The 17,830-nt window shown below is 68.2% G+C and carries 17 protein-coding genes and 2 pseudogenes; 9 read left to right on the top strand and 10 right to left on the bottom strand.

What is annotated here, in order from left to right:
- Positions 1-453 precede the first annotated feature (453 nt).
- The 3 genes from ASC87_RS05825 to ASC87_RS05815 all read right to left on the bottom strand — a co-directional run bounded on the left by ASC87_RS05825 (position 454) and on the right by ASC87_RS05815 (position 4,247).
- Entirely contained in the window at positions 454-2,406 is a 1,953-nt protein-coding gene (locus ASC87_RS05825; RefSeq protein WP_056658083.1) for a hypothetical protein, read from the bottom strand.
- 14 nt (positions 2,407-2,420) lie between these two features.
- Positions 2,421-3,227: a DUF6250 domain-containing protein gene (locus ASC87_RS05820; protein ID WP_056658080.1), complete on the bottom strand. Its 807-nt coding sequence runs from the start codon at positions 3,225-3,227 to the stop codon at positions 2,421-2,423.
- A 108-nt stretch (positions 3,228-3,335) separates the two neighbouring features.
- A complete protein-coding gene (locus tag ASC87_RS05815) occupies positions 3,336-4,247 on the bottom strand; it encodes a LysR substrate-binding domain-containing protein (protein WP_056658078.1) in 912 nt (303 codons plus the stop codon).
- 127 nt (positions 4,248-4,374) lie between these two features.
- Here ASC87_RS05815 and ASC87_RS05810 point away from each other — a divergent pair, with 127 nt between their 5' ends.
- A complete protein-coding gene (locus ASC87_RS05810) occupies positions 4,375-5,565 on the top strand; it encodes an acyl-CoA dehydrogenase (protein ID WP_056658076.1) in 1,191 nt (396 codons plus the stop codon).
- A 9-nt stretch (positions 5,566-5,574) separates the two neighbouring features.
- On the opposite strand, the gene ASC87_RS05805 is transcribed toward ASC87_RS05810, so the two are convergent.
- On the bottom strand, positions 5,575-6,042 hold the full coding sequence (locus ASC87_RS05805) for a DUF6152 family protein (protein ID WP_056658073.1): 468 nt from the start codon (positions 6,040-6,042) through the stop codon (positions 5,575-5,577).
- A gap of 11 nt (positions 6,043-6,053) precedes the next feature.
- Positions 6,054-6,473, bottom strand: coding sequence for a hypothetical protein (locus tag ASC87_RS05800; protein ID WP_056658070.1), 420 nt, complete (start codon positions 6,471-6,473; stop codon positions 6,054-6,056).
- Positions 6,474-6,507: 34 nt separating this feature from the next.
- On the opposite strand from ASC87_RS05800, the gene ASC87_RS05795 reads away from it, so the two are divergent.
- The gene (locus ASC87_RS05795) at positions 6,508-7,293 is read left to right on the top strand and encodes a hypothetical protein (RefSeq protein ID WP_056658067.1); all 786 of its coding nucleotides are present in this window, start codon (positions 6,508-6,510) and stop codon (positions 7,291-7,293) included.
- A 4-nt stretch (positions 7,294-7,297) separates the two neighbouring features.
- Here the strand turns inward: ASC87_RS05795 and ASC87_RS05790 are convergent, their stop codons facing one another.
- Entirely contained in the window at positions 7,298-8,155 is an 858-nt protein-coding gene (locus ASC87_RS05790; protein WP_056658138.1) for an aldo/keto reductase, read from the bottom strand.
- A gap of 135 nt (positions 8,156-8,290) precedes the next feature.
- Here ASC87_RS05790 and ASC87_RS30600 point away from each other — a divergent pair, with 135 nt between their 5' ends.
- Complete coding sequence (locus tag ASC87_RS30600) at positions 8,291-8,464, top strand: DUF3606 domain-containing protein (protein ID WP_082568421.1); 174 nt, start codon at positions 8,291-8,293, stop codon at positions 8,462-8,464.
- 9 nt (positions 8,465-8,473) lie between these two features.
- On the opposite strand, the gene ASC87_RS05785 is transcribed toward ASC87_RS30600, so the two are convergent.
- The 3 genes from ASC87_RS05785 to ASC87_RS05775 form a co-directional block, all read right to left on the bottom strand.
- On the bottom strand, positions 8,474-8,962 hold the full coding sequence (locus ASC87_RS05785) for a MarR family winged helix-turn-helix transcriptional regulator (protein ID WP_056658064.1): 489 nt from the start codon (positions 8,960-8,962) through the stop codon (positions 8,474-8,476).
- 149 nt (positions 8,963-9,111) lie between these two features.
- The gene (locus ASC87_RS05780) at positions 9,112-9,708 is read right to left on the bottom strand and encodes a hypothetical protein (RefSeq protein WP_056658061.1); all 597 of its coding nucleotides are present in this window, start codon (positions 9,706-9,708) and stop codon (positions 9,112-9,114) included.
- Positions 9,709-10,021: 313 nt separating this feature from the next.
- A complete protein-coding gene (locus tag ASC87_RS05775; RefSeq protein ID WP_056658059.1) occupies positions 10,022-11,569 on the bottom strand; it encodes a methyl-accepting chemotaxis protein in 1,548 nt (515 codons plus the stop codon).
- 255 nt (positions 11,570-11,824) lie between these two features.
- Between ASC87_RS05775 and ASC87_RS05770 the strand changes: the two genes are divergently transcribed.
- The 5 genes from ASC87_RS05770 to ASC87_RS05750 all read left to right on the top strand — a co-directional run bounded on the left by ASC87_RS05770 (position 11,825) and on the right by ASC87_RS05750 (position 16,890).
- On the top strand, positions 11,825-12,790 hold the full coding sequence (locus ASC87_RS05770) for an AraC family transcriptional regulator (RefSeq protein WP_082568428.1): 966 nt from the start codon (positions 11,825-11,827) through the stop codon (positions 12,788-12,790).
- A gap of 5 nt (positions 12,791-12,795) precedes the next feature.
- Positions 12,796-13,380 (top strand): NAD(P)H-binding protein, encoded by a 585-nt coding sequence (locus ASC87_RS05765; RefSeq protein WP_056658055.1) that lies wholly within the window; start codon positions 12,796-12,798, stop codon positions 13,378-13,380.
- A 129-nt stretch (positions 13,381-13,509) separates the two neighbouring features.
- Positions 13,510-15,090, top strand: coding sequence for a methyl-accepting chemotaxis protein (locus ASC87_RS33580; RefSeq protein ID WP_056658054.1), 1,581 nt, complete (start codon positions 13,510-13,512; stop codon positions 15,088-15,090).
- 260 nt (positions 15,091-15,350) lie between these two features.
- Entirely contained in the window at positions 15,351-16,034 is a 684-nt protein-coding gene (locus ASC87_RS05755; RefSeq protein ID WP_157603860.1) for a hypothetical protein, read from the top strand.
- A gap of 106 nt (positions 16,035-16,140) precedes the next feature.
- Entirely contained in the window at positions 16,141-16,890 is a 750-nt protein-coding gene (locus ASC87_RS05750) for a DUF4303 domain-containing protein (protein ID WP_056658046.1), read from the top strand.
- 49 nt (positions 16,891-16,939) lie between these two features.
- On the opposite strand, the pseudogene ASC87_RS33065 reads toward ASC87_RS05750, so the two are convergent.
- A pseudogene (locus ASC87_RS33065) lies at positions 16,940-17,152 on the bottom strand (AraC family transcriptional regulator); the annotation flags it as partial.
- On the opposite strand from ASC87_RS33065, the pseudogene ASC87_RS05740 reads away from it, so the two are divergent.
- A pseudogene (locus tag ASC87_RS05740) lies at positions 17,152-17,784 on the top strand (aminotransferase class I/II-fold pyridoxal phosphate-dependent enzyme); the annotation flags it as partial. The pseudogenes ASC87_RS33065 and ASC87_RS05740 overlap by 1 nt on opposite strands.
- Positions 17,785-17,830: the final 46 nt, after the last annotated feature.

The raw sequence follows: 17,830 nt of genomic DNA, 5'->3' as shown, positions 1-17,830 counted from the left end.
GAATGGCTGCGTTGCCAGCAGGCATCGAAGGTACAGCCGATTCACCGATGGGTCGACTCGATCGCAGCGTTGTCATCCCGGTGAAAACCGGGACCCACTGCACGCGTGGGCTCCAGCGTGTGATGCAGAGCAGGTGGTGCCTGCAGCGGGCCCAAACGGTCCAAGCTGTCGAGAGAAGCGTTGACCCGGGGGGTACCAGGCCAGATGTGACCGGGACGTCGCCGCGTCTGGACACGGTGGGTCCCGGCGTTCGCCGGGATGACCCGAGATTTTCCCCGGACAGCAGTGGGCCTGCGCCGGGATGACAAAAGAGGGATGACTCGTGGCGTCGTTGCGTTCATCCGCCACCTGGCCGCGCTCGCTGCCTTGGTGGCCAAGGCCGACCAGTTCCGCGTGGCGGGCCGATCGCCGGGACGGGCCCTGCCGCCGCGTGAGGCGGCCGGGCCCGTCCGTTCAGGGCCGCGACCGGATCTTCGGGCGCGGCGGCTGGGCCATGTCGTACCCGAGGAAGTAGTCCACCAGGTTCGACTGCAGGTAGCCGCGCACCGTGAAGCTCAACCGGTACTCGGGGTTGTGCGCCAGCGTGTACAGCCGCACATTCGTAGGGATGTTCGTGCTGTAGAGCCGCAGTGACTTGTTGTCGGTGGTCTCCAGCAACACCTCCTCGCGCCAGTCGCCGAGCACGTCGCCATAGAACGGTTCGGCCGTGCGGGTGGTGGCCACCACCCCTTCCGGCGCGAACAGGCGCGTGCTGGTGGACGTCTCGGGCACCCACTTGTCGATCACGGTGCCGTCGAGCAGCTCCGAGCCCACGTCGCCATCCCACCAGATCCGGAAGTTCACGCTCGGCACGGCTTGCGAGATGCGTTCACCCTTCAGGTTGTAGACACCCGCGGCCGGCAGGTCGAGGCGCTTGAGACCAGCCCAGAACTCGTAGCCGGGGTGGCGCGGGTCGATGTCGGCGATGGTGCCGCGCGGCACGTCCCAGATCGCCTCGTCGGCGGCACTGGTCTTGTCCGGCGTGTAGTCCGGGTGCTTGCCGGTGATGAGGCGGGTGCCGGTGGCGGCGTCGTAGTAGTACCACGGGAAGTTGCTCCACGCGCCCACCTCGGTCTGCTGGATGGCAAATGCCTCGAGGCCCGGGCGGGACGGGTCGAAGTCGCCGATGTGGAAGCGGTCGCCGTGGATGGCCTGGTCCACGACATACAGCAGCTTGCCGTCGTCGTCGAGCACGTAGTTGCCGTCGGCGATCTCGTCCTTGCCGTCACCGTCCAGGTCCACCACGCGGATCTGGTGGAAGCGGTTGGCGTTCTGGCGTTTCGCGGGATCCAGGTCGGCCACCCACTTCCAGCGCGGCGTGAGTTGCTGGCCGTCGTAGTCCCACGTCGAGACCAGCCACTGGAAGCCCGCGCCGTTTTTGCCGGGGCCGCGGGTGACGAGTTTCGCCACGAGGCTCGGCCGCACGCCGTCGAGGTAGGCCACGCCGAAGTTGCCACCGACCGGGCCGTAGGCCAGCAGGTCGGACGGCACCGCCGCCCGGGCCACCTCGACGCCGGTGGCGCCCCGGATCACCGAGATGAACTGGTCGGACGCGCCCGGCGACGTGACGACGGTGCCGTCCGCGAACGCCGTGCCGGTGGCCGTGCGCACGAGCACCTCCGCCTTGCCGTCGCCGTCGAGGTCGTACACGGTGACCATGTCGTCGTTGCGGTAGCCGGCCGTGTCGCCGAACCCGCTGATGGCCGCGGCCGGCGCGTCGTTGTTGCCCGTGCCGGCGGCCTTCGCGTACGAGTTGACGCCCATGTCCACGCGCCACAGGAAGGTGCCGTCGAGCGTGTAGGCCTCGAGGTAGGACGGCAGCAACGCCGCCGGGCCGCCCTTCGGCAGGCGTGACACGACGAACTCGTAGCGGCCGTCACCGTCCAGGTCGCCCGGCCACGCGTGTTGCACGTAGTAGTCGCCGGCCGGCGGCGCCTTCAACGGGATGTCGAGGTAACCGTTGGCCAGCACCAGCGCCGGCTTGCTCGCGGCCAGCACCTTCTTGCCACCGATCACGGCGCGCACGGTGTACACCCCGGTGCCGGTGCTGGTGTCCTCGAACGTCGTGGACCCGGAGATGGGCGTGGCGTTCAGCTGGCGGTCGCCCTTGTAGACGTTGAACGCGATGTCCGACCCGTACTCGGTGCCCAGCAGCCGCCACGTGAGCAGTGCGCCCTTCCCGGTGGGCACCGCCACGAGGCCGCGGTCGAGGCGCTCGACCCAGCGGGCGTCCGCGCTCACGTAGAGCGCCTCGCCGTGTTCCGATTCGTTGACGTTGTCGTATGACAACTCGCTGACTTCGTCGCCGCCGCCCCCGCAGCCCACGAGAATCGCCGCGGCCGCCGCGAGCAGGTATTTGGTGGTCATTCAGATTCTCCGGATCAATTTGACGGCAAGGCCACCACCGAGAAATCCCGGAGTTGAAAATGGCTGGTGGTGGTGCGGAATGCAAACCAACCCTCGGCATAACGTGCCGGGTCGGCGTAGCTGAATATCAGCTTGTCGTTGGCATACCATTTCACGTTGGCCGGGTCCGCCGCCGTGGGCGCGCGCGACACGATGCGCACCCGGGTAGGGGTGTTGGCCACCAGCTGCGTGTCGGGGGTCATGCCGCCGGCCTTGTCGTCGGCCGTGGCGGATCCCGCCGTGGCGTACCCGGTGATCTGCGGGCGGGCGGCGGTGCCGTCGTTGCGGCGCAGCCGCGTGGTGGTGTTGCTGTTGGCACCGAAGCCCACGTAGTAAAGGTACAGCGGGTTGTACGAGGCCAGCGCAGCGTCAGACGTGGCCGCCGTGGGATCGGGGTTGGCGGCCCCGGGCACGGTGGCATTCCAGAACACGTTCAGGTCGGAGATGCGGTCCACGAACCGGGTGCCCGCGAACGTGATGGGCACCGGCACGGCGGTGAACCGGATCTCGTAGTCGCCCGAGAACTTCTGCTTGAACCAGACCGTGGCGCCCGAGGGTTGCACGATGTCGAGCACACCGCCTTGGGCGGTCACGGTGCCGGCGGCATCCTGCTGCTCGATCTTCCATTTGCCGGTGCCCTGCGTGAAATCGTCGGACGCCAGCACCACCGGTTGGGCCGAGGTTTCGGAGGGGTTATCGTCGCCGCCACCGCAGGCCTGCAGTGCGGCCAACAGAATCATGCCGGCGGCCTTGATCGGACCGGCGTATGTGAGAGTTTTCATTGGCATCGGGCCTTGCCCTTCGGGAGAAAGGCCGCGATGTTTTCATGAACGAGGATGAATCCTTACGAACGATCCCGCATATGGTTGTACGACGACTGACCGTGACGCTCAACCCAGTCCGTTCGCCTCGCGATACCGCGTGGCCTCGGCCTCCAGCCACGTGCGGAACGCCGCCAGCAGCGGCCGCTCGGACCGCTGTTGCGGATAGGCCAGGTGGTAGGCCCGGTCGCTCAGGTAGTCGTGCCTGACCACCTGCACGAGGCGGCCGCGTTCGAGTTCGTCTTCCACCATGAACCGCGGAATCAACGCCACGCCCAGGCCGTGGATGGCCGCTTCGGTGAGCATCGAGAAGAGCTCGTAGCGGGGCCCGGCCATGTCGTTGGGCGACTGCACACCGAGCGAATCGAACCAGTGCCGCCACGCATACGGCCGGGTGCTCTGCTGCAGCAACGGCAGGCGGCCCAATTCGTTGGCCTTGAGCACGTGGCGCGGGGCGATGAGGTCGGGGCTCGCCACCGCGATGGGGTTCTCACGCATCAGGAAGTGCACGTCGGTGCCGGGCCATCTGGCCTCGCCGGCGTAGATGGCGGCGTCGAACGGGGTGCCGTCGAACAGGAAGGGCCGCGTGCGCGGTGTCAGGTGCACGAACGTGCCTTCGTGCTGACGCTGGAATGCACCGAGCCGCGGCAGCAGCCACTTGGTGGCGAACGTGGGCACCACGGCGATCTCCAGCGAACCACCCTGCCCGCGGCTGGCCATCAACTCCAGCGTGTCGCGTTCGATGCCTTCCAGCCGCGCGCCCACCTGCTCGCTGTAGTGGCGCCCTGCCTCGGTGAGCACCACGCCGCGTTTCGTGCGGCGGAACAGCTTGACGCCGAGGAACGATTCCAGCGCAGCGACCTGCCGGCTGACGGCGCTCTGGGTCATGGCCTGCTCGACGGCGGCCAGCGTGAAGCTGCGGTGGCGCGCGGCCGATTCGAACACGCTCAACGCGGTGGTGGAAGGGATCTTCCTGCGCATGCCGGGGGCTCTCGGAGTTCCAAAAACGCATGGATGCGTGCGAACAAAGCGATTGCCGCACGCGCTGGAGAATTCTATATTTAGAGGTGCATCCCGGCTGTTCCCTACCGTCTGATTGGAAACCAACATGAGTTCAAAGAATGCAAAAGCGGCCTTCCACTGGGACGACCCTCTGCTCCTCGACCAGCAACTGACAGACGACGAACGCCAGATCCGCGAAGCGGCCCGCGCCTACTGCCAAGGCAGCCTCGCCCCGCGTGTGCTGGAAGCCTTCCGCCACGAAAAAACCGATCCGGCCATCTTCCGCGAGATGGGTGAACTGGGCCTCTTGGGCCCCACCATCCCCGAGCAGTACGGCGGCTCCGGCCTGAACTACGTGGCCTACGGCCTGATCGCCCGCGAGGTGGAGCGTGTCGATTCGGGTTACCGCTCGATGATGAGCGTGCAGTCGTCGCTGGTGATGGTGCCCATCAACGAGTTCGGCAACGAGGCCACGAAGCAGAAGTACCTGCCGAAGCTCGCCTCGGGCGAGTGGATCGGCTGCTTCGGCCTCACGGAACCCGACCACGGCTCCGACCCCGGCAGCATGGTGACCCGCGCGAAGAAGGTGGCCGGTGGCTACAGCCTGAGCGGCGCCAAGATGTGGATCAGCAACAGCCCCATCGCCGACGTGTTCGTCGTGTGGGCGAAGGACGACGAGGGTGCCATCCGCGGCTTCGTGCTCGAGAAGGGCGCGAAGGGCCTGTCGGCGCCGGCCATCCACGGCAAGGTGGGGCTGCGCGCGTCCATCACCGGCGAGATCGTCCTGGACAACGTGTTCTGCCCGGAAGAAAACGCCTTCCCCGAGGTGCGTGGCCTGAAGGGCCCGTTCACGTGCCTCAACAGCGCGCGCTACGGCATCGCCTGGGGCGCGCTGGGCGCCGCCGAAGACTGCTGGTTCCGCGCACGCCAGTACGTGCTCGACCGCAAGCAGTTCGGGCGCCCGCTTGCGGCCAACCAGCTGATCCAGAAGAAACTCGCCGACATGCAGACCGAGATCACGCTCGGCCTGCAGGGCTGCCTGCGCCTCGGGCGAATGAAGGACGAGGGCACGGCGTCCGTCGAGATCACGTCCATCATGAAACGCAACTCGTGCGGCAAGGCCCTCGACATCGCCCGCCTGGCGCGCGACATGATGGGTGGCAATGGCATCAGCGACGAGTTCGGCGTGGCGCGGCACCTGGTGAACCTCGAGGTGGTGAACACCTACGAGGGAACACATGACGTGCATGCGCTGATCCTGGGCCGCGCCCAGACAGGCATCGCCGCTTTCAGCTGAAGGCTGAGGTCAAGCCGGCGACGACCTCAGCCCGTAGGTCTTGCCATCCACGAACAGGTATTCGGCCCGCAACACGGCTTCGCCCTTTTCGCCGGGCAGCGTGAAACCCACGACGGCGAGCGCGGTGCCGGGCTTGATCTCCTGCACCCGCCACGCCTCCATGCGGGTCAGCGGGGCGAGTTCGACGGTCCACCGGCGGTCGCGGCGCTTGGGCAGCTGGGTCTTCGCGAGCAACGCGGGGCCATCCACCGCCGCGGCCTGGGCGGGCAGCACGCGCGACGCCAGGCCGTCGGGCAGGCGCAGCTCGGCGGGTACCTCGAGGTCGAGTTCCACGTGCGGGTTGCGCCAGCGCACGGACACGGCGCGGCCCTCCAGGTACAGCGGGTGGTCGGGGTCGAAGCTGCTCCACCCGTGATGGGCAAAGGCAGCCGGGCAACCCCAGGCCGCGGCAGCGGCCAACAAATGACGTCGGTCCATGGGGGTCTCCTTCAGGCGTAGGCGATCCAGCGACCGCAGATCATGACACCGAGCCAAATCCCCAATGACAGCGCGCCCAGCGCTCGCATCAGGCGGTCGTCGCGCGCCAACCCGCCACGCAGGTGGAACCACGCCGCATTGAGCCCGGCCAGCACCAGCAACACGAGCTTCACGCGGAAAGCCGGGTTGTGCAGCAGCTCGCCCGGTTGCGTGGAAAACATGAGCCCGCCGCTGGCCAGCACCAGCGCGAACCCCACCCAGGTGACCCGCAGCACGAGCCGCGCGAGGGGGCCCGCCGGCAACGTGGCGGCGCCCGCGCCCCACAGCCGCACATCGAGCACCACGAGGCTGCCGAACAGCATCGCGATGCCGGCGATGTGGGTCACCTCCAGCAGCGGGTACGCCCAGGCGTGAGTGAGCAGCGACGTCATCGCGCCACCTTAGCAGAGGGACAATGGCCCCGCGATGTCCGATCCCCTGTCCATCCTCACCCGCGTGCACCGCGCGCGCCTGCTGCAGCTGTGGCGTTCGGCCGGCTGGCCCAGCCATGACGTGGTGGAACTCGACCTGCTCGCTGCCGGCCTGCTGGGCCGCCTGACGGGACCGGACGGCCGCGACACGCTGCGCCTCACCGACGCCGGCATCACCTGGCTGGCCGATGCGCGCCGCCGCAGCCGGCGCGCCGACACCCCGCACGACCGCCTGGGCACGCGGGTGGCGGCGATGCTGCAGGCGTCCGGGCGCATCGTGTGGCGCGAGTTGTCGCTTCGTGCGGTGGCCGACGCCGCCGCACCGCCGGCCAGCCCGGTGCCGCTCTGGGATGAGCTCGCAGGTGCCGAACCCGCCGCGCGGTCGGTGTGGCGCATCGCGCGGCCGGATGTGTTTTCAGTGCGGCAGACCACCGTCGAAGACTACCTGCACCCGATCGTGCACGAGGTGAAGGTGAGCCGCGCCGACCTGCTTTCGGACCTGCGCCACGCCGCGAAACGGCAGTCGTACCAGTGGTTGTGCTGCGAGTGCCACTACGTGTTCCCGGCCGATATCGCCGAACCGCAGGAGATCCCCGAGGGATTCGGCGTGTGGTTGTTGCACGGCGGCATCGACAGCGGCCGGTTGGAACTGGCCCGCCCGGCGCGGCACGCGGCATGCAGGCTGCCGTTTTCGGTGTGGATGGCGCTGGCGCGGGCCGCGCCCGAACCGGCGCCGGACGGCGACCCGCAGGGTCACCTGGGTGACCCCGGTCCCGCGTGATCCGTCACAGCATCGCGAGCGGGCGCTTGCGCGATGGCGCGGGATGCCGGTCGTCGAGGTGGGCCAGGTCGTCGGGGGTGAGCACCAGCACGGCGGCCGCGAGGTTCTCGCGCTGGTGGGCTTCACGGGCGGCCTTCGGGATGGCAAAGGCCCCCTCGCGCGACAGCACCCACGCGAGCGCCACCTGCGCGGCACTCACGCCGTGGCGGTGCGCCACCTCGGTCACCGCATCGTCGTGGGCCAGCGCGCCCTGGTCGATAGGGCTGTAGGCCATCAGCGGCATGTGCCGGCGCCGAAGCCAAGGCAGCAGGCTGAATTCGGCGCCCCGTTCGGTCATCGAGAAGTAGACCTGGTTGGTGGCACACGCCGGCCCTTCACCCGCCAGGCCTTCCAGCTCGGTCATGTCATCCACGTCGAAGTTGCTGACACCCCAGTTCGCCACGTGGCCGGCCGACTGCAGTTCGTGCATGGCCGCCACCGTGTGGGCGAGCGGGTGCTGGCCGGGCCAGTGCAGCAGGTACAGGTCGATGCGGTCAAGGCCCAGGCGCTGGCGGCTGCGTTCACATGCGGCCAGCGTGCCGCGGCGGCTCGCGTTGTGCGGGTACACCTTGGTGACCACGAACACGTCGTCCCGCTCCAGGCCGCCGGTGCGGAAGGCCTCGTGGAGGGCCTGCCCCACCACCTCTTCGGCACCGCCTTCTCCGTACATTTCGGCGGTGTCGATCAGCCGGTAGCCGAGGTCGAGGGCGGAACGCACGGATCGCACATCGGCGGCGCGGCGGGCGGATTCCTCGCCGAGGCCCCAGGTGCCGAGGCCGAGCACCGGCACACGGGCGCCGCCTCGCAGGGTCAGGGTTCGCATGACACGGTCCTTCATAGGCATCCACCGACTTTACGACAAGGCGGGGCCGGCGGGCAGCGGTTTCCGGCTTCGTCCTACACACCCAGGCCGGCGAGTGCCTTAAGGTTCTCCGCAGCCCCCTTGCAGGAGATTTTCATGTCGCACGTTGCCGCCCCCACCCGCCACCGCACCGACCGCATCGACCTCACGGAGGACGGCGAGGTGGCCTACTGGACCGAAACCCTCGGGGTCAGCGAGGAAGAACTGCGCCGCACCGTGGCCGAAGTGGGCGACGCGGTGGAAGCCGTGTGCGACCGGCACCCCATGTGACCCCATGGCTCATTTGTCGGCCGGGTGGGTCGCCGCGAGGCGCTCCCGCAGGCCGTGCAGGCGCTCGCGGAGGTTGCTGATCTCCGCCAGCGGCATCTGGGCCGCACAGGCGATTTCCACGGGCACGCCGGCGGCGCGTGCACGCAGCGCGCGCCCCTCGGGCGTGAGGGTCACCAGCACCCGGCGCTCGTCTTCCTTCGCCCGTTCCCGGGTCAGCAGACCGCTCACCTCCATGCGCTTGAGCAGCGGGGTGAGCGTGCCGGAATCGAGGAACAGCTGGTCGCCCAGGTCGCCCACCGCGCGGTGGTCGCGTTCCCACAGCGCCATCATCACGAGGTACTGCGGGTAGGTGAGGCCGAGGCCGTCGAGCAATGGCTTGTACACCTTCGTCATCGCGAGTGAACTCGCGTAGAGGGCGAAGCAGAGCTGATGATCGAGGCGCAGTGCATCTCCCCCGAGATCGGGCGAGACACCGTCGACGCCGTGCAGCGTGGCCATGGGTTGATGCTAATCATCCGTTAGGTTGCACGCAATCAGAGACCACCCTACACGGCCGCCTACCCCCCTGAACCGGGTATCGGTTCCGCGGGAATTCGAGGTTTCGGCTCAGCGCTTCCTGTCCAGCGCCGCCTCGCCCGTCTCACCGGTCACTGCTTGGTGAAATCGACCGAACCGAACGCCGTGGGATACCCGTCGGCCCCCAGGTTATCAGCGCCGGTTTGGAGCTTGTTGCCGACAACGGCGAACAGCGCCTTCTCGGTGTCAGCGTCCGCGAAGTAGTCCCCCGGGAGCACCACGCCGTTGAGCACGATACTGACGCCAGCCGAAATGCCGGGATCGATGGCAGGCGTGTGCAAGGTGACCTTTTCGGCCGCCTGCCCGTCCACCGTGACCGAAGCATCGATCGTCATGGTGTTGCGGGTCCCGGCGTGGGGCAACTGCGCTGGCGTGCCAGTGCAGCCCGACGCGGGATAGATGTTCGGGATGATCTCGACGGTCAGCTGCGTGTCCGACACTTTCGCGAACTTGAACGTGGTGATCTGCTTCAACGGCACGTCCGGCGCGCCGCTGGCTGCGTAAGCTGACTCGAAACACCCGGTGGCCCAAGTGCCGACGTATTTGTCCGCGGCCGCATCCGTGGCCTGCGTGGTGTTGCCGTTGTCGGCCACGGTGTCGTCGCCACCACCGCCGCAGGCCGAAAGGGCCGCTGCGGCGAGGAGGGAGGCGAGGTGGATGCGTTTCATGTTGTGTTGTCCCTGTTGAACTTGCCCGGTTGAACGAACCCACGGGGCCGGGCCAGCCGCGTGGGGAACCGGGCATTGGATCGGTGGCCAGGCGGTCGCCGGCGTGAGCACATGTAAGCCGGGCAACCGAATCGACAGGTGCGAGGTTCACCTTAGGGGGTTGAGGCGCACGCACCACGCATCCGCGCGGCGCGGGTGGCTCACGCGTGGCGCCGTCGGGACCGTGGCCGCCCATGCAGTTGTGCAATGCGCCGTGCCAAGCCGGCGTGTGGCCCACCGAACGTCGAGGAACCCCGGGGGCCCGCAGGGCCGCTCAGCGTTCCGTCTTGAACAAGGCCACGGTCTCGGCCAGCCGCTTCGACTGGTCGCGCAGCGACATGGCCGCCGCCGCGGCTTCTTCCACCAAAGCAGCGTTCTGCTGCGTCATGTCGTCGATGTTGCCCACGGCCTGGTTGACCTGCTGGATGCCATCGCGCTGTCCGGTGGACGCGTTGGCCAGCTCGCCGATCAGGCCGGCGACCCGGCGCACGCCGGTCACCACTTCGTCGATGACCGCCTTCGCGACGTTCACCTGGCGCGAGCCGGCGTCGACGGTTTCGGCGGAGCGGGCAATCAGCTGGCGAATCTCCTTGGCCGCCTCGGCACTGCGCTGCGCGAGCGTGCGCACCTCGCCCGCCACCACCGCAAAACCGCGGCCCTGCTCGCCCGCACGGGCCGCTTCCACCGCTGCGTTCAGTGCCAGGATGTTCGTCTGGAACGCGATGCCGTCGATGACGTTCGTGATGTCGGCGATCTTGCGCGACGACTCCGAGATCTCCTGCATGCGGCCCACGACCTCCCCCACCGCCTCACCACTGCGTGTCGCCGCGGCCTGGGTGCTGGCCGCCAGCTGGTCCGCCTGGTCGGCATGTTCGGCAGACTGCCGAATGGTGTCCGTCACCTGTTCGAGGCTCGCGGCGGTCTGCTGCAGGCGCGAGGCGGTCTGTTCGGTGCGCACCGACAGGTCGTTGTTGCCACTGGCGATCTCGGACGACGCGGCGTCCACCGAACCCACGCCGTCGCGCACCTCCTGCACCAGGTGGCGCAGGTTCGCACTCATCGTTCCCATCGCCTGCATCAGGCGCCCCACCTCGTCGCCGCGGTCGGTCGTCAGCACCTGGCGAAGGTCACCGGTGGCGATCCGCTCGGCGATCTCGACCGTCTGGCCCAGCGGCGTGATGATCGACCGCAGCAGCAGCTTCATGGCCGCCAGCGCCGCGCCCAGCACCAGCGCCATCAGCGCGATGGCCGTGACGGCCGCGCGTTGAAGCCGCGCCTCGGCGTCGGCCAGCGCTTCGTCTCGCTGCATCTCCTGGAGGCGCACCATCTCAGCCTGCGCCTCGTCGTACGTGGCCACGGCGGGCAGGAACTCGCGGTCGATCATCGCCTTCACCGCTTGCATGTCGCCCTGCTTGCGGACCTCCGACATCGATTTGAGGAGCGCGAGCACCTTCTTGCGGCGCTCCACGATGCGCTCGGCCTGTGCCTTGTCACGCTCGGACGTGGCCCCTTCGGTGACCTGCTTCTGGACGGCCGAACTTTCAGCGATGCCGTTCTTCAGCCGCGCCCCGAAAAAGGCCGAACCTGCCTCGTCGGGATGGAGGAACGATGCCAAGGTCTGCTCCGTGTTGCGCTGGCTGAGCGCACGCCAGACCGTCACCTTGGTGATCAGGTCATCGGCGCGGCGCAGCTGGACGGTGGTGTCCTCGTGGACCCGGCGGGTGGTCTGCTGGTTGAACACCGCCACGGCAGTCAGCGAGGCCAGCACGCCAACGAGCACCCCCCACAGCTTCGCCGAGAGACGCAGGTCGTTGATGCGCATGATGTGTCCTGTCCTGGGTGGAGACGGCCGGGTGGCGGCCCCTTCGCAAGCGGATTCGGCGCGTTGGCACGCCCCCTTGAGGACAGGGGTGCGCGAGGGGGGCCAAACCGTGAACAACCGCGCACGACGACCGGTCCCGGCCGGCCTCGCGGCGTGAGGCAACGGCTTGCAGGATTGTTGGAGATGTTTGCCCGATTCTCCAGCCGGCACACCAAAGCCGAGACAGGCGGCAGCGGGATGTCTAAGCTGGCGGGCATGCGGACATCCACCCCGAACGCCCTGCGCACCCACCCGTCACCCGACCAGCTCCAGGCCACCCTGATGCGGGCGGAGCTGGCGGCCTGGGTGGACCGGCTCACGGTCACCGACGGTGCCCATCCCACCGCGATCCCGCGCCTGACGCTTGCCCGGGTGTCGCGGTCGGAGCACCCGGTGCACACCATCTGCGAGCCGGCCTTCTGTGTCCTGGCGCAAGGCAGCAAGCGGGTGCTGCTCGGCGACGAGGTGTATCTCTACGACAGCAGCCACTACCTGGTCGTGGGCCAGAACCTGCCCGTCGCCGGCCAGGTGGTCGATGCCACCCGCGAAGCGCCCTACCTGGGGCTGCGGCTGGACTTCGACGTCAAGGACATCGCCACCCTCGCGCTCGACCTGAAGCTGGGTGGCGGCCTGCCCCGCTCCACCGCGCAGCGCGGCATGTTCACCGGCGAACTGTCGGCCTCGCTGCTCGACCCGCTCCTGCGGTTGACCAAGCTGCTGGCATCACCCGAGGACATCCCCACGCTCGCACCCCTGATCACCCGCGAGATCCTGTACCGCCTGCTGAAGTCGCCCGACGGCTGGCGCCTGGTGCAGATGTCCATGGTGGACAGCCACAACCAGCGGATCGCACAGGCCATCAGCGTGCTGTCGCAGCGGTTCCAGGAATCACTGCGGGTCGACGACCTGGCGGCCGAGGTGCACATGAGCGTGTCCTCGCTGCACCACCACTTCAAGGCGATCACCGCGATGAGCCCGCTGCAGTTCCAGAAGCAACTGCGCCTGCTGGAGGCCCGCCGCGCCATGATCTGCGAACACCTGGACGCCGCAACCGCGGGGCACCGCGTGGGCTACGAGAGCCAGTCGCAATTCAACCGCGAGTACAGCCGCCTCTTCGGCGCGCCGCCCGCACGCGACATCAAGCGCCTGCGCGAAATGCAGCTGGGCAGCGTCGGCGGCTGACAGCGATGACCCGCGTCCTCATCCTCGGCGCCAACGGCCAGCTGGCGCGCAACACGACGAAGTTCCTGCTCGATCGCACCACGGCACACCTGACCCTGTACCTGCGCCGTTCCAACCGGCTGCGCAACCCCGCCCCGGCCCGGGTGACGATGGTGGATGCCGACGTGCTCGACCGCGCGGCGTTGCAGGCGGCGATGCAAGGCCAGGACGTCGTCTACGCCAACCTGGTGGGCGAGATGGCCGCGCAGGCCGAAGCCATCGTGGACGCCATGAACGCCGCCGGCCTGAGGCGCCTGATCTTCATCACCTCGATGGGCATCTACCGCGAAGTGCCCGGCGACACGTACAGCCGCATGCTGGATCCCTACCGGCATGCCGCCGAAGTGATCGAGGCGTCCGACCTCGACTACACCTTGCTGCGCCCCGGCTGGTTCACCCGCGACGAGGCGATCGAGTACCGGCTCACGCAGAAGGGCGAGCCGTTCCGGGGGCGCGACGTGTCGATGAACAGCCTGTCCGACCTGATCGTGAAACTGGCCACCACACCGGCGATGGGCGTGCGGTGCAGCCTGGGGGTGAGCCGGGTGTGACAGCCGGGACACTTTTTCAGGGTTCTCCCCGCTGAAGTATTCGGCCCAGCGGCCGATACCGCTTGAGCGGCAACGCCCGTGCGCCCTTGCCGAGCGCCCCCGGTTTTGGGATTGCCCCTGGAGACATTCATGCACTTTCTCTCGCTAGGAAATCACAGCATCTCCCGACGCCTGTCGATCGGGTTCGGTGTGATCGTGAGCCTGCTGGCCGTGGTCACCGCGGTGTCGGTTGTCAGCATGCGCGACACCCGCCACCGCGTGAAGACGATCGACGAAGCGTTGCGCCCGAAGATCGACCGGATCGTGCAGATGAAGGAGCACGTGAACCAGTCGGCGACGTCGATGCGCAACCTCGGCATCCTCACCTCGATGGAGGACCTCCAGAAGGAGTTCAAGCGCCTGACGCAGGCATACGAGTCCTACGACAAGATCTCGGCCGAACTGGCCGCCGTGGCGGACGATGGCGAAAAGGCCCAGTTGGCCAAGCTCGCCGAAGACCGAAAGGCCGCCGCTGCCGTGTTCCAGGGCGCCGTGAAGCAGGCCTCGTCGGCCTCGGCGGTGGAGGAGATCTCCGTGCTCGTCCGGATGGAGCTGCGGGTGAACCTGGACGGCTGGAGCAAGTCGCAGGCGCAATGGCTCGCGGACGTCGATGCGCTGCAAGCCGGTGCCGCGCAGCGGGTTGCCCAGCAACAGCAGGCGCTGGTACAACAGGCCGGCCACGGCGTCGCCGTGCTGCTGGCCGTGGCGGGTCTCGCGATCGCCTTCGGGGTGACGGCGTCCTGGACCATCACGCGCTCGGTCAACGAACCCCTGCGCCGGGCGGTGGCCGAAGCCGACCGCATGGCCGACGGCAACCTGTCGCACCGCATCGACGCCACCGGCCGCGACGAAACGGCCCAGTTGCTGTCGCGGCTCGAGATCATGCGAGGCCGCTGGCTCGGCACGGTCAACGAGCTGCGGGCCACCACACAGAGCATCACCACCGCCAGCAGCGAGATCGCCATCGGCAACCAGGACCTGAGCCAGCGCACCGAGCAGACCGCGTCGAACCTGCAGCAGGCCGCCTCGTCGATGGCGCGCCTGACCGACACCGTGAAGCAATCGGCCGATTCGGCACGCCAGGCCAACCAGCTGGCGTCGTCCGCCGCCGAGGTGGCCGCGCGAGGCGGGGCCGTGGTTTCGCAGGTGGTCACCACGATGAGCCAGATCCACGCCAGTTCGCAGAAGATCGCCGACATCATCAGCGTGATCGATGGCATCGCCTTCCAGACCAACATCCTCGCGCTCAATGCCGCGGTGGAAGCGGCCCGGGCCGGCGAGCAGGGCCGGGGTTTCGCGGTCGTGGCCAGCGAAGTGCGCAGCCTCGCCAGCCGCTCGGCGAATGCGGCCAAGGAGATCAAGGGCCTGATCGGCGCCAGCGTCGAACGCGTGGAAGCGGGCTCGCGCCTCGTGACAGACGCAGGCCAGACGATGGGCGAGATCGTCGGGTCGGTGAAACGGGTGTCGGACATCATCGGCGAAATCAGCGCCGCGTCGTCCGAGCAATCCGTCGGCATCGGCCAGGTGAACGCCACCGTCACCCAACTCGACCAGATGACCCAGCAGAACGCCGCGCTGGTCGAGCAGTCGGCCGCCGCCGCGGAAAGCCTGGAAGGCCAGGCCCGCAAGCTGTCGCAGCTGATGGGAAACTTCCAGCTCGAAGCGAGCTGAACGACGGCCCGGCCGGCGTCACCCACCACCACCTCGCCCACCAGGGCGGGGTCGCTCAGGCCGGCCAACGCCACTCAGACGACGCCGTCCTTGCCGTTGCCACGTGATGCTGCCTTCGCAGCAGGGTCCATTGGAAGCGTTGAAATCCTGTGACGCCGTTGTCTGGCCACTTGGCGCCCTGCCGACCAACGGCATTGAACGGCGCGCCGCTGCAGCCTAGAGTTGATGGGCCGCCCATCGCGGCGTTCAGGGAGATCGACATGACAACACGCTGGAGCGGCCGCCGCATGGCCACACTCGCCATGGCATTGCTCACGGCCCCGCTGGCCGCGAACGCGGCACTGGGCGAATTCGCCTGGTCGGGTCGCGAGGGCTCCGGACGCCTCGTCTGGGACATCGGCGCGGTCGACAGCGACCCGGGTGCGAACAGCGCATCGTTCCTCAACGGCATCGTCAGCTTCGACTTCACCGGCTCGCTGTATGGCATGTTGGGTGAAGGCATCCACCTGCAGGGCACCGGTGGTTCATACAGCTCGTCGTGGGTCCACCACGAAGAGTGGTACTGCCAGACCGAAGGCATTCCGTGCGACACCGCCACGCTGAAGTTCGACCTCGGTGCCACGCGTCCGGGTGACCCGGCGAAATACACGCTGACGCTCTCGACGCAGTTCGCACTGGACGATGGGCAGCTGCCCATCCCGCTTCCCGGCCCACGCGAAGACTACCTCTGGCTGAATGCCGGCCTCACCAACAACCTGGACGACCGCTTCTACATCGTGTTCGACGTCCGCAGCCGCGGCGAGACCCGTGAGTTGGCCACCCCTGTGCCGGAGCCCGGCCTGTGGGTGCTGTTCGGGCTGGGGGCCGCGTTGGTCGGCGGTGCGCGCCGAACCCGAGGTCGTGGCACCGCGGCCTCGGCAGGGCACGCCCTCGCCGCTGGCTGAGCGCCATGCCGGCAGCGGGCGTCGACGGAACACCGGGGCCCGCTGCCGCGATGTGCGCGGCCAGGCTCATGGCAACATGGCGCCCTGCCAGAAGGAATTCCCGCCGATGACCTGGTCACTGTTCTACCGCTTCGACAACGATGTGCCCGCGGACTTCCACGAACTGCGCCAATTCGGCAACTCGCTGTGGACCGCGAACGGCAAGGCGAACACCATGGGGCACGCCATGGTCACCGAGTTCACCAGTCCCCTGGCCGCAAAGGATGCCCTCGTGCAGCGCGGCAACGAGATCGAGGCGCAGGGCTACAAGCGGGTGCGCCAAGGCACACACGACCCCGCTCGCATCGACTTCCCCTTGCTCACCGCCGAGATTCGCGAAGGTGCTCGCAGCGCCTTCCAGGCCATCCGTGCGGCCCACCCTGACGAGACCATCCGCCTCTTCGCGCTTGGCAGCGATGACGGCGCGATGACCATCGTCCATGCTGCCAGCGATCTCGCCCTGGGTGCACCGGGCGACATGGCCGATGAAAGCGAGGTCTGGTGCTCCGCCGAGTGGCCCTACGCCGAAGGCGGTGAGTTCATCGACATCGCCTACCGCATGATCCTGCCTTGCCATCGCAGTGACTTGCCTTGTGATGTTGAATTCGACGTCTTGCACGCCGGCCTCTTCGAAGCATGCATCGCCGCGATGGAACAACTTGACCGTGAAGGCTTCTTCGGCACTGGCGACGTGCGCGAAGAGGTTGTGCTGCTATGCCAAAGCGAAGGCACCGAGGACATGAAAGGCTCGATCGGCCGACTCAACACGCCGCGCGTGGCGCGTCGACTCGAACGCTGGATCAAGCTCTGCGAATGAGATCCTGTCGGGAGCTTGGCGGATTACCGGTCAATCCTGAGGCCTCGCCTCACAGGAACGGCGTGATGTTCCGCAAGGCCCGCGCCACGTAGTCGTCCTTTTCCCCCACCGGGGCCACATAGTGCATCGCACTCTTCGCCGCCTCGAGGCCGTCCAGGCGCGCGATGACCTACGCGGCCAGGTACTGGGACGCGAGGCAGCCGCCGGCGGTGGCCACCGGGCCCTTGGCAACGAAGGGCTGGTTCAGCACCGCCACCCCGGATGGGATGGGTGATGGGTGCCAGCCGGCGGCGCGGGCTGGTGGCCATCGCACGCCGGTACGGGTTGCTGATCATCGAGGATGCGGCCTACGCCTTCCTCGACGCGGCGGCCCCAGCGCCGCTGTATGCGCTGGCACCGGAGACCACGGTCTACGTGTCGGGGCTCTCCAAGAGTGTGGCAACCGGCCTGCGGGTCGGGTTCGTCGCGGCGCCCCGCGCCTGGATGCCCGGGATCGAACGTGCCATCCGGGCCACCACCTGGAACACGCCCGGCGTGATGACGGCCATGGCCTGCGCTTGGCTGGACGACGGCACCGTGACCCGGCTCGAAGCGGCAAAGCGCCGGGACGCGGCGACACGCCAGACCATCGTCGGCGACGTCTTTGCGGGGCTGCGGTGTGTGCGCCATCCTGCGTCCTACTTCGCCTGGCTCCCGCTGCCAGAGGAAGTCCGTGCCGACCGCGTGGCCGGGGCCCTCTGGTCCGGTGGCATCTCGGTATCGACGGCCGAACCTTTCGCGACCACCGCGCACGTGCCCCACGCCTTGCGCCTGGCACTCGGGTCCGTGGGGCTGGACACGCTTCGGGCCGCCCTGGAAAAGGTCAGGCGGGCGATCAACGACCAGGCCTGCTGATGCCGTTGGGCACGGCGAGGCTGTCCGTGCGTTGGCGCGTGCGCTA

The organism is Rhizobacter sp. Root1221, from assembly GCF_001425785.1.
Lineage (GTDB): Bacteria > Pseudomonadota > Gammaproteobacteria > Burkholderiales > Burkholderiaceae_C > Rhizobacter.
This window is presented reverse-complemented; position numbering and strand designations above follow the sequence as displayed.